Raw genomic sequence first — 11,546 nt, 5'->3', positions numbered from 1 at the left:
CATTTTCCGACCCGCTGAGGCGCGACGACACGCACGATGGCTCTGAAGAATCTGATCAAGGCGAAGACGGGGCAGCCCGAGCGACTGACGGAAGACGAGCGCCTCTCGCGCTCGGGCCTGCTTGCCGGGCTGGAAGCGCTGCCGACGGTCGTGATCGTGCTCGACCGCAAGACGCTGCGGGTCGCGTTCGCGAACCCGTCCGCGGAGGCGATGCTCGACATCTCGCGCCGGCAGCTCGCGCAGCGGCCGTGGGGCGAGATTTTCCCGAACGCGAACGAGCTCGCGTCGACGATCACCGCGATCGGCGAGGAGCGCTTTCACGCGACGCATCTCGATACCGTGCTCGACCGGCCCGGCCGCGAACCGCTGCACGTGCATGCGATCGTCGGCTTCCTCGAGACCGCGCCCGATTTCGTGCTCGTCGAGCTGTTCGAGAACGAACGGCAGTCGCGCACCGATCGCGAGGAGCGCATCCACGACCTGACCGCGGTCAACAAGCAATTGATCCGCAACCTCGCGCACGAAATCAAGAACCCGCTCGGCGGCATTCGCGGCGCAGCCCAGCTGCTCGAATTCGAACTGAGCGAGCGCGAGCGCGGTGAGTTGCGCGAATACACGCAGGTGATCATCAAGGAGTCCGATCGCCTGCAGACGCTCGTCGACCGGTTGCTGGAGCCACATCGGCATCCGCACATCGTCGGCGACGTCAACATTCATGAAGTGTGCGAACGCGTGCGCGCGGTGATGCTCGCGGAATTTCCGCGCGGGCTCACCATCGAGCGCGATTACGACGTGAGCGTGCCGGACCTGCGCGGCGACAAGGAGCAGTTGATCCAGGCGCTGCTGAACATCGTGCGCAACGCCGCGCAGGCGCTGCGCGAACGGATCGCGCAGGGCGACGCGAAGATCGAGCTGCGCACGCGCGTCGCGCGCAAGGTGACGATCGCGAAGCGCCTGTACAAGCTGGCACTGGACTTGCACATAGTCGACAACGGGCCCGGCATTCCGGAGGAGATCCGCGACCGGATCTTCTACCCGCTCGTGTCCGGGCGCGACGACGGCAGCGGCCTCGGACTCACGCTCGCGCAGACCTTCGTGCAGCAGCACGACGGGATGATCGAGGTCGAGAGCCGGCCCGGCCGTACCGAATTTCAGATCCTGCTGCCGCTCGATCACTGAGCGACGGCATGGCGATTCACCGGATTCACCCATACCTGACCGACCTATGAAGCCGATCTGGATAGTAGACGACGACCAATCGATCCGCTGGGTGCTCGAAAAGGCACTCGCCCGGGACAGCTTCGCGACGAAGAGCTTCGCGAACGTGCGCGACGCGCTGGCCGCGCTCGACCACGAGACGCCGCAGGTGCTCGTGTCCGACATCCGGATGCCGGGCGGCTCCGGCCTCGAGCTGTTGCAGGCGATGCACGAGCGCTTGCCGGGCCTGCCCGTCATCATCATGACGGCGTTCTCCGATCTCGACAGCGCCGTCGCGGCGTTCCAGGGCGGCGCGTTCGAATATCTCGCGAAGCCGTTCGACGTCGACAAGGCCGTCGAGCTGATTCGCCGCGCGGTCGAGGAGAGCCTGCGCGGCGGCGCGCCGCAGGACGAGCGCGTCGCCGAGGCGCCCGAGATGCTCGGCCAGGCGCCCGCGATGCAGGACATGTTCCGCGCGATCGGCCGCTTGTCGCATTCGGCCGCGACCGTGCTGATCACCGGCGAATCGGGCACCGGCAAGGAGCTCGTCGCACGGGCGCTGCACCGTCACAGCCCGCGGGCGAACGGCCCGTTCATCGCGCTGAACACGGCGGCGATTCCGAAGGACCTGCTGGAATCCGAACTGTTCGGCCACGAGCGTGGCGCGTTCACCGGCGCGCAGACGACGCGCCAGGGCCGCTTCGAGCAGGCCGAGAACGGCACGCTGTTCCTCGACGAAATCGGCGACATGCCGTTCGATCTGCAGACGCGCCTGTTGCGCGTGCTGTCGGACGGCCAGTTCTATCGGGTCGGTGGCCACAATCCGCTGCGCGCGAACGTGCGCGTGATCGCCGCGACGCACCAGAATCTGGAGGCGCGCGTGCGGCAGGGGCTGTTCCGCGAGGACCTTTACCACCGCCTCAACGTGATCCGGCTGCGGCTGCCGCCGCTGCGCGAACGCAGCGAGGACATCGCGCTGCTCACGCGCCACTTCCTGCAGAAGAGCGCGCGCGATCTCGGCGTCGAGCCGAAGCGCGTGTCGGACGAAGCGCTCGCGTATCTGACGTCGCTGCCGTTTCCCGGCAATGTGCGGCAGCTCGAGAACCTCGCGAACTGGCTGACCGTGATGGCGCCCGCGCAGACGGTCGAGATCAAGGACCTGCCGCCCGACCTCGTGCCGGCAGGCGCGCCGGTGACCGCGACGGCCGATGGCGCGGATGCACTCGGCGGCGTGAGCGGCGGCGTTGCGGGCGACGCGGCGCGCGCACAGCTGGCGGCCGGTGTCGTGCCGTTGACGGCGGCGCCCGTCGCGGCCGCACCGAACGGTGCGCCGGCCGGCTATCCGATGTGGGAAAGCGGCCTGCGCACGGAAGTCGCGCGGCTGCTGCGCGAGAATTCCGCCGACGTGATGGACGAGCTCGCGCGCCGCTTCGAGGCGGCCGTGATTCGCGAGGCGCTCGACTTCACGCGCGGCCGCAAGGTCGAGGCGGCGGAGCGGCTCGGCATCGGCCGCAACACCATCACGCGCAAGATCCAGGAACTGCATCTGGAGCCGTAAACCGCTGTCGCGGCATGCGCGGACGTCGCGCATGCCGTGATCGGACATAATCGCGGTTTGCCGTCAGGTGCGTTCCGTCATGTCCGATTCCTTCCGCTGGCCCGCCGGGGCCGATCCCTTCCGCTTTCTCGAAGCGCTCGACAGCAAGCGCGCCCGCGCCTGGGTCGACGAGCAGAACGCGCGCACGCGTGTCGCGCTGCGCGACGACGATGCGTATCGCGCGCTCACCGCGCGGCTCGCGCAGGCGTATCTGCCGCGCGAACGCCCGGTGATTCCGACCCGCTGGCGCGACTGGGCGTACGACCTGTGGCAGGACGATCTCCATCCGAAGGGACTGTGGCGCCGCGCGCGCTGGGACGACTGGCGCGCCGGCCGGCCCGAGTGGGAAACGCTGCTCGACGTCGACGCGCTCGGCGCGCAAGAGGGCGAGTCGTGGGTGTTCGAGCAGGACGCGATCCTGTACCCCGACGGCGACCGCGCGCTGCTGTCGCTGTCGCCCGGCGGGGCCGACGCCGTCGTCGTGCGCGAGTTCGATCTCGTGCAGCGTCGTTTCGTCGACGGCGGTTTCACGATCGACGAGCCGGGGCATCACACGGTCGGCTGGATCGACCGCGATACCGTCTACGTGAGCTGGGATCGCGGCGAAGCGCATGCGACCGCAGCCGGCTATCCGTACGACGCGCGCCGCTGGGTGCGCGGTACGCCGCTCGCCGATGCGCCGGTCGTGTTTCGCGGCGAACCCGACGACATCAGCGCGGGCGCGTGGTTCGACCCGATCGATGGCCGTCACGTCGCGTGGCGCAGCGTGGATTTCTTCGACGCACACGCGTACTGGCTGACCGACGCGGGCGAGTGGGCGCGCTACGACGTGCCGACGCATGTCGAGGTCGGCTTCTGGGAAGGCTGGCTCGTGCTGGAGCCGCGGCTCGACTGGGACTGCGGCGGCGTGCATCACGCGGGCGGCTCGCTGCTCGCGATCCGCGAGCAGGCGTTCCTGGCCGGCTCGCGCGAGCTCACGACGCTGTTCGCGCCGCGGCCGTCGACATCCGCCTGCACGTGGACGCACACGCGCACGATGCTGATCGCGAGCTGGCTCGACGACGTGCACAACCGCACGATGCTGTGGCAGCCGCGCCAGGGCGAGGACGGCGCGTGGACGTGGGACGCGCGGCCGTTCGACTGGCCGGGCGATGCGCAGATCGACGTCGAGCCGGTCGAGTCGACGCTGAACGACGACGTGTACGTGGACGTCGATACCTATCTCGATCCGCCCGAATGCTGGCTCGCCGACCTGGCCGATCGCGCGGCCGATGCGCCGTCGCGCCGCGTGCTGCTCGACCGGCCGCCGGTGCGGTTCGATGCGACCGGGCTCGTCGTGCGTCGCGCGAATGCCCGTTCGCGCGACGGCACGGTGGTGCCGTACACGCTGATCGGGCCGCGTGACGCGCTCGATGCACTCGATGCGCCGGAGCGCGCCGACGGCCGCACCCGCGTCGCGCGGCCGTGCCTGCTGTCAGGCTATGGCGGCTTCGCGATTCCGAACCTGCCGGGCTACAGCGATGCACTCGGCATTGCGTGGCTCGAACGCGGCGGTGTCGCGGCGTTCGCACACATCCGGGGTGGCGGCGAATTCGGGCCGGGCTGGCACGTCGACGCGCAGCGCGAACATCGGCAGCGCTCGTTCGACGACTTCATCGCGGTGGCCGAGGACCTGATCCGCACCGGCGTGACGACGGCCGCGCAGCTCGGCATCGAGGGCGGCAGCAACGGCGGGCTATTGGTGGGCGCTTGCATGGTGCAGCGTCCGGAACTGTTCGGCGCGGTGCTGTGCCGCGTGCCGCTGCTCGACATGCGGCGCTATCCGAAGCTGCACGCGGGCGCCGCGTGGCTCGACGAGTACGGCGATCCGGACGATGCGCGCGAGGGCGCGGCACTCGCCGCCTACTCGCCGTATCACCGCGTGCGCGACGGTGTCGTGTATCCGCCGCTGCTGCTGACGACGTCGACGCGCGACGACCGCGTGCATCCCGCGCATGCGCGCAAGATGGCCGCGCGCATGCATGCGCTCGGACACGAACGGGTGTGGTACTGGGAGAACACCGACGGCGGCCACGGCAGCGCCGACGATCTGGAGCGCGCCGAATCCGATGCGGCGGAATTCGGCTTCCTGTGGGCCCATCTCGGGCCCGCGCCCGCGCGCGGTTGAGCGCGGGCGCGAGCGGGCAGGGGGGCTCAGCCGACGATCGCGACGACGGGCGCGTGGTCGGACGGCTGGTCCCACGTGCGCGGCACGCGATCGACTTCGCACGACGTGCAGGTGGCGGCGAGCGCCGGCGACAGCAGGACGTGGTCGATACGCAGCCCCGCGTTGCGGCGGAACGCGAACATCCGGTAGTCCCACCACGTGAAGGTCTTCTCCGGCTGTTCGAAACGGCGGAACGCATCGACGAAGCCGAGTTCGATCAGCTTCGCGAAGTGCGCACGCTCCTGCGGCGACACGAGGTTCTGGCCTTCCCATTTCGCCGGGTCGTGCACGTCGCGGTCTTCCGGCGCGATGTTGTAGTCGCCGAGCAGCGCGAGCTTCGGGTGGCGCTGCATCTCGGTGCTCAGCCACGCATGCAGCGCGTCGAGCCACTGCATCTTGTAGACGAATTTGTCGGAGTCGGGCGCCTGGCCGTTCGGGAAATAGGCGGACACGATGCGCACGCCGTCGACCGTCACGGCGATCACGCGCTGCTGCGGATCGTCGAAGCCGGGGATGTTGCGCACGACGTCCGATTCGTCGACGGCGAGCGTGTCGCGCACGAGGATCGCGACGCCGTTGTAGGTTTTCTGGCCCGTGAACCAGCTGCGGTAGCCGGCAGCCTCGAGATCGGCGCGCGGATACTTCTCGTCGGGCAGCTTCAGTTCCTGCAGGCACAGCACGTCGGTTCCGCTTTGCGCGAGCCAGTCGAGCACGTGCTGCTTGCGGACGTTGAGCGAGTTGACGTTCCAGGTGGCGATTTTCATGAACGGGAATGCGTGCGGGGTGGATGCGAAGGCCGCCATCTTACCGCGAGCAAGGGGCGCGAACGCGCGCGACACGCGACGCGAAGCAGGCGCGATGCATTGCGTTATCGACGACCTGCAAAGGAATTGTGACAAAAGTGTTGACGTGAGTACTTCATCACCCTATAATTTATTTCTCTGACGCGGGGTGGAGCAGTCTGGCAGCTCGTCGGGCTCATAACCCGAAGGTCGTAGGTTCAAATCCTACCCCCGCAACCAAGCACACCAGACGATGTGCAGCGCAAGTGACCGATGCGCGCTTCGTCGACAGGAACCCGGCCTCGTGCCGGGTTTTTTGTTTTCAGCCCGCCGCCCACTCGACCGCCGCCTTCGCATGCAGCGCGGTCGTATCGAACACCGGCAGCGGCGAATCGTCCGCACCGATCAGCAGCGTGATTTCCGTGCAGCCGAGTATCACCGCCTGCGCGCCGCGTGTTGCCAGTTCGTCGATGATGGCCACGTAGGTCGCGCGCGACCCGGCATCGATCACGCCATGACACAGCTCGTCGTAGATGATCCGGTGCACGTCGCCGCGCGCGGATTCGTCCGGCACCAGCACGTCGAGACCGAATTTGTCGCGCAGACGCGCCGCGTAGAACGGCAGTTCCATCGTGTAGCGCGTGCCGAGCAGCGCGACGCGCTCGACGCCCGCTGCACGCAGCGCGGCGCCGGTCGGATCGGCGATGTGCAGGAACGGCAGCGCCACCGCAGCCTCGATCGCGCCGTGCACGCGGTGCATCGTGTTGGTCGTCAGCACGATGAGATCGGCGCCGGCCGCTTCGAGCCGGCGCGCGGCATCGGCCATCCGCTCGCCGAGCGCAGCCCAGTCCTGCGCGCGCTGCAGCGCTTCGATCTCCGCGAAATCCACCGTGACCAGCACGCTCTTCGCATTGTGATGGCCGCCGTGCAGCGCCTTCGAATGGCGATTGATCATCCGGTAGTACTCCGCCGACGATTCCCAGCTCATCCCGCCGATCAGTCCGATCGTCTTCATCCGTCACCCGTGCGTTTCGTAACCTGTGGCAGACGAGTATAGGGGGCGGTCCTTGCGCGCGGCGGTACGATCCGCGCGAAGCGGACCGGTACGGTGCGGCCGTCCGGAACGTGCCGGAACTGCGTGGAGGCGACCGAACGCGACAGCACGCGACAGTTGAAACGGCCACTGTGTTTTTGTACAGTATCGGCACCGTGAATCCGACCATCATCCCGCCTGCCGATCCGCGCGTGCCGCCACCCGGCGACGCGCCGTCGCGCGTGCGCAAGATCATCCATTGCGATTGCGACTGCTTTTACGCATCGGTCGAGATGCGCGACGACCCGTCGCTGCGCAACCGGCCGCTCGCAGTCGGCGGCCGGCCCGACCAGCGCGGCGTGATCGCGACCTGCAATTACGAGGCGCGGCGCTACGGCGTGCATTCGGCGATGTCGTCGGCGCTGGCGATGCGCAAGTGCCCGGACCTGCTGATCCTGCCGTCCGCGATGGACAAGTACCGCGCGGCGTCGCGGCAGATCATGGCGATCTATCGCGACTACACGCGTGACGTCGAGCCGCTGTCGCTCGACGAGGCGTACCTCGACGTCAGCGGCTCCGAACTGTGCCAGGGCAGCGCGACGCTGATTGCGCGGGAGATTCGCCAGCGCGTGTACGACACGGTCGGCGTGACGGTGTCGGCGGGCGTCGCGCCGAACAAGTTCATCGCGAAAATCGCGTCCGACTGGAACAAGCCCGACGGCCTGTTCGTCGTGCGCCCGCATGAGGTCGATGCATTCGTCGCGGCATTGCCGGTGCGCAAGCTGCACGGCGTCGGCCAGGTGACGGCCACGCGGCTCGACCGGCTCGGCATCCAGACCTGCGCGCAGCTGCGCGACTGGTCGCTGATCGATCTGCATCGCGAATTCGGCGCGTTCGGCCGGCGGCTGTACCAGCTGGCACGCGGAATCGACGAGCGGCCGGTGCAGGCCGATCAGGAGCGCAAGTCGGTCAGCGTCGAGACGACCTACGTGACCGACCTGACGACGCTCGAGCAATGCGCGGACGAGATCCGCCGTCTGGTCGTGCAGCTCGACGCGCGCATCGCGCGCGCGGGCGCGGCCCGCACGATCCGCAAGCTGTACGTGAAGATCCGCTTCGCCGATTTCCAGCGCACGACGGTCGAGTGCGTGGCCGACGCGACGAATGCGCAAACGGCCGTCACGCTGCTCGCGAAGGGGCTGCAGCGGCGCGCGCAGGCCGTGCGGCTGCTCGGCGTCGGCGTGCGCATCGACGAGGACACGGCCGAGCGTCACGGGCAGTTTTCGCTGTTCGACGATGAGGCCGACCGCAATACCGACAACACGGACGACGCCGGTGGCGAGACGCCGGCACCATGAAAAAAGGCACCGCCGAAGCGGTGCCTTTCGATGCTGCCGGACGAGCCGGGCAGCGCATGCTCAGTGCGCGGGGGAAGCCATCCCGTTGTGGCGCAGCAGCGCGTCGATTTCCGGCTCGCGGCCGCGGAACGCCTTGAACGAATCCATCGCCGGCCGGCTGCCGCCGACTTCGAGGATCTCGCGGCGATAGCGCGTGCCGGTCGCCGCGTCGAGCACGCTGCCGCTTGCGGCAGCCGCTTCCTCGAACGCCGCATACGCGTCGGCCGACAGCACCTCCGCCCACTTGTAGCTGTAATAGCCGGCCGCATAGCCGCCCGCGAAGATGTGGCTGAACGTGTTCGGCCAGCGCGAGAACGCCGCCTGCGGGATCACGTGGTAGCGCTCGTTGATCTCGCGCGCGAATGCGTTCACGCCGGTCGTGCCGGCCGGGTCGAAGTCGACGTGCAGCAGCATGTCGAACATCGAGAACACGATCTGGCGGAGCGTGCCGAGGCCGCTCTGGAAGTTCTTCGCGGCGATCATCTTGTCGAACAGCTCGCGCGGCAGCGTGGCGCCCGTATCGACGTGCGACGACATCGACGACAGCACGTCCCATTCCCAGCAGAAGTTTTCCATGAACTGCGACGGCAGTTCGACCGCATCCCATTCGACGCCGTTGATGCCCGACACGCCGAGTTCGTCGACGCGCGTGAGCATGTGATGCAGCCCGTGGCCGAATTCATGGAACAGCGTGATGACTTCGTCGTGCGTGAAGCATGCGGGCTTGCCGCCGACCGGTGCCGAGAAGTTGCAGGTCAGATACGCAACCGGCGTCTGCACGGCGTTGCCGCGCTTCGCGCGCGCACGCGCATCGTCCATCCACGCGCCGCCGCGCTTGCCTTCGCGCGCATACAGATCGAGATAGAACTGCGCGACGAGCGAGCCGTCGCGGTTCTCCACGCGGAAGAAACGCACGTCCTTGTGCCACACCGGTGCGTCGTCCGGCTTGATCCGCACGCCGAACAGCGTTTCGGTGACGGTGAACAGGCCCTTCAGCACGGCCGGTTCCGGGAAATACTGCTTGACCTCGTTTTCCGAGAACGCGTAGCGCTGCTGGCGCAGCCGCTCGGCCGCGAACGCGACGTCCCACGGCGCGAGCTCGGCCAGACCGAGTTCCTTCGCGGCGAACGCGCGCAGTTCGTCCCAGTCCTTGTCAGCGTGCGGGCGCGCGCGCGTCGCGAGATCCTCGAGGAACGCGATCACCTGCTGCGGCGATTCGGCCATCTTCGGCGCGAGCGACACCTCGGCGAAGTTGCGGTAGCCGAGCATCTGCGCTTCTTCGCGGCGCAGCTTCAGTTCGTCGGCGACGATCGCCGTGTTGTCCCACTCGGCCTTGCCGCCGCCGTACTGCGGGCCGAGTTCCGAGGCGCGGGTCGCATACGCGCGGTACAGCGTCTCGCGCATCGCGCGGTTCTCGGCGTACTGCAGCACCGGGAAGTAGGACGGGAAATGCAGCGTGAACTTCCAGCCTTCCTTGCCGTCCTTCTGCGCGGCTTCGCGGGCCGCTTCGATCGCGTCGCCCGGCAGGCCGGCCAGCTCGGCTTCGTCGTGCGCGAAATACGCATACGCGTTGGTCGCGTCGAGCACGTGGTCGGAGAACGCCTTCGACAGCGCGGCCTGCTGTTCCTGCAGTTCCGCGAAGCGCGGCTTCCGGTCCTCGGGCAACTCGGCGCCCGACAGGCGGAAATCGCGCAGCGCGTTGTCGAGGATCTTCTTGCGTTCGGCGGACAGCGTCGCGTATTCGGCGCTCGCGGCGATCGCCTTGTACTTCTCGTACAGCGCGAGGTTCTGGCCGACGCTCGACCAGAACTCGGTCACGCGCGGCAGGTTTTCGCCGTAGGCGGCGCGCAACTCCGGCGTATCGGCGACCGCGTTCAGGTGGCCGACGACGCCCCATGCACGCCCGAGCGGCTCCGTCGCCTGCTCGACCGTCTCGACGATCGCGGCCCACGTCGCCGGCGTCTCGGGCGCGCTCGCGGTGTCGACCGCGCGGTTGGCGGCATCGAGCAGCGTGTCGAGCGCGGGCGTCACGTGTTCCGGACGAATCTCGCCGAAGCGGGGCAGGCCGGAGAAATCGAGGAGCGGATTGGTGTTGGCGCTGGCGGACATTAAGACTCCCTGTCTGTTGCCGGATGAACCGGAGTGAAAAGGGTGAGGCGCGATACGGCGGCGCCCGATACCGACATTATTGGGGCGCATCGTGCGCTTTCCAATCGTTAGTTTCTAACGACGCGATTGGTTTGCGCTCGGTGCGGGGTCGGATACGGGGGAGTTTGGTGCATCGGCGCGGCCGCGACGGCGGCCGGCCAGACGCCGGCGCACGAATGCGCGCCGGCTGGGCGGGCAGGGGCGATCGCGTTGCGATCAGGCGGCCGCGGCGGCGCGCTCGGCGGCTTCGATCGTGTTGATCAGCAGCATCGTGATGGTCATCGGGCCGACACCGCCCGGCACCGGCGTGATGTGACCGGCGACTTCCTTCACGCCGGCGAAATCGACGTCGCCGCACAGCTTGCCCGCGTCGTCGCGGTTCATGCCGACGTCGATCACCGTCGCGCCGGGCTTGACCATGTCGGCCGTCAGGATGTTGCGCTTGCCGACCGCGGCGACCACGACGTCGGCCTGGCGCGTGTGCGCGGCGAGGTCGCGGGTCTTGCTGTGGCAGATCGTCACGGTCGCGCCGGCTTCGAGCAGCAGCATCGCCATCGGCTTGCCGACGATGTTCGAGCGGCCGATCACGACGGCGTTCGCGCCTTGCAGCGGGATGTCATGTGCTTCGAACATCTTCATCACGCCGTACGGCGTGCACGGGCGGAACAGCGGCTTGCCCGTCATCAGCGCGCCGGCGTTCGCGACGTGGAAGCCGTCGACGTCCTTCTCCGGCGCGATCGCCTCGATCACCTTGTGGCTGTCGATGTGCTTCGGCAGCGGCAGCTGGACCAGGATGCCGTGGATCTTCGGGTCGCGATTCAGTTCGTCGATGCGCGCCAGCAGGTCGGCTTCCGACAGCGTGTCCGGGTACGCATCCTTCAGCGAGAAGAAACCGTTGTCCTCGCACGCCTTGATCTTGTTGCGCACGTAGACTTCGCTCGCCGGGTTGGCGCCGACGAGGATCACCGCGAGACCGGGCTGGTGGCCGCGTGCGGTCAGGGCGGCGGCGCGTTCGGCGGCCTGCGCGCGCAAGGTCTTCGAGAGGGCGTTGCCGTCGATGAGGAGGGCTGTCATGGTGGTGGTCCTGCCGGGAAGTTGGAATGCGGGCGTGCGGCGCGCGAAGCGCCGCAGCAAAACACGCAATTATACCGGTCGCCTGCCGTCGTCCGACAGCGAATATCGGGAA

8 protein-coding genes and 1 tRNA gene are annotated in these 11,546 nt (G+C 68.2%); 5 read left to right on the top strand and 4 right to left on the bottom strand.

The window, feature by feature from the left end; translation table 11 throughout:
- The first annotated feature begins 36 nt into the window (after positions 1 to 36).
- The 3 genes from glnL (at position 37) to WS45_RS23955 (ending at position 4,961) form a co-directional block, all read left to right on the top strand.
- The gene (glnL, locus tag WS45_RS23965) at positions 37 to 1,179 is read left to right on the top strand and encodes a nitrogen regulation protein NR(II) (RefSeq protein ID WP_059535888.1); all 1,143 of its coding nucleotides are present in this window, start codon (positions 37 to 39) and stop codon (positions 1,177 to 1,179) included.
- A 46-nt stretch (positions 1,180 to 1,225) separates the two neighbouring features.
- On the top strand, positions 1,226 to 2,755 hold the full coding sequence (ntrC, locus tag WS45_RS23960; protein ID WP_059535886.1) for a nitrogen regulation protein NR(I): 1,530 nt from the start codon (positions 1,226 to 1,228) through the stop codon (positions 2,753 to 2,755).
- Positions 2,756 to 2,834: 79 nt separating this feature from the next.
- Positions 2,835 to 4,961: a prolyl oligopeptidase family serine peptidase gene (locus WS45_RS23955; RefSeq protein ID WP_059701996.1), complete on the top strand. Its 2,127-nt coding sequence runs from the start codon at positions 2,835 to 2,837 to the stop codon at positions 4,959 to 4,961.
- 26 nt (positions 4,962 to 4,987) lie between these two features.
- Here WS45_RS23955 and xth read toward each other — a convergent pair whose 3' ends face one another.
- On the bottom strand, positions 4,988 to 5,764 hold the full coding sequence (gene xth, locus WS45_RS23950; protein ID WP_218921273.1) for an exodeoxyribonuclease III: 777 nt from the start codon (positions 5,762 to 5,764) through the stop codon (positions 4,988 to 4,990).
- Positions 5,765 to 5,945: 181 nt separating this feature from the next.
- On the opposite strand from xth, the gene WS45_RS23945 reads away from it, so the two are divergent.
- Positions 5,946 to 6,022 (top strand) — tRNA-Met (locus WS45_RS23945).
- An 82-nt stretch (positions 6,023 to 6,104) separates the two neighbouring features.
- On the opposite strand, the gene WS45_RS23940 is transcribed toward WS45_RS23945, so the two are convergent.
- Complete coding sequence (locus tag WS45_RS23940) at positions 6,105 to 6,797, bottom strand: aspartate/glutamate racemase family protein (protein ID WP_059535880.1); 693 nt, start codon at positions 6,795 to 6,797, stop codon at positions 6,105 to 6,107.
- A 170-nt stretch (positions 6,798 to 6,967) separates the two neighbouring features.
- Between WS45_RS23940 and dinB the strand changes: the two genes are divergently transcribed.
- The gene (dinB, locus tag WS45_RS23935; protein WP_059701994.1) at positions 6,968 to 8,173 is read left to right on the top strand and encodes a DNA polymerase IV; all 1,206 of its coding nucleotides are present in this window, start codon (positions 6,968 to 6,970) and stop codon (positions 8,171 to 8,173) included.
- 60 nt (positions 8,174 to 8,233) lie between these two features.
- Here dinB and WS45_RS23930 read toward each other — a convergent pair whose 3' ends face one another.
- On the bottom strand, positions 8,234 to 10,321 hold the full coding sequence (locus tag WS45_RS23930) for a M3 family metallopeptidase (protein WP_059535876.1): 2,088 nt from the start codon (positions 10,319 to 10,321) through the stop codon (positions 8,234 to 8,236).
- Between the two features lie 255 nt (positions 10,322 to 10,576).
- A complete protein-coding gene (gene folD, locus WS45_RS23925) occupies positions 10,577 to 11,434 on the bottom strand; it encodes a bifunctional methylenetetrahydrofolate dehydrogenase/methenyltetrahydrofolate cyclohydrolase FolD (protein WP_059464202.1) in 858 nt (285 codons plus the stop codon).
- Positions 11,435 to 11,546 lie beyond the last annotated feature (112 nt).

This window comes from Burkholderia sp. RF2-non_BP3, from assembly GCF_001522185.1.
GTDB lineage: Bacteria > Pseudomonadota > Gammaproteobacteria > Burkholderiales > Burkholderiaceae > Burkholderia > Burkholderia diffusa.
Note: the sequence above shows the minus strand (reverse complement) of the source record. Positions and strands in the feature narration are given on the sequence as shown.

Coding starts and splice junctions, on each gene's coding strand:
- glnL (WP_059535888.1), top strand. CDS start 37: ATGGCTCTGAAGAATCTGATCAAGGCGAAGACGGGGCAGCCCGAGCGA.
- folD (WP_059464202.1), bottom strand. CDS start 11,434: ATGACAGCCCTCCTCATCGACGGCAACGCCCTCTCGAAGACCTTGCGC.
- WS45_RS23955 (WP_059701996.1), top strand. CDS start 2,835: ATGTCCGATTCCTTCCGCTGGCCCGCCGGGGCCGATCCCTTCCGCTTT.
- WS45_RS23930 (WP_059535876.1), bottom strand. CDS start 10,321: ATGTCCGCCAGCGCCAACACCAATCCGCTCCTCGATTTCTCCGGCCTG.
- xth (WP_218921273.1), bottom strand. CDS start 5,764: ATGAAAATCGCCACCTGGAACGTCAACTCGCTCAACGTCCGCAAGCAG.
- WS45_RS23940 (WP_059535880.1), bottom strand. CDS start 6,797: ATGAAGACGATCGGACTGATCGGCGGGATGAGCTGGGAATCGTCGGCG.
- ntrC (WP_059535886.1), top strand. CDS start 1,226: ATGAAGCCGATCTGGATAGTAGACGACGACCAATCGATCCGCTGGGTG.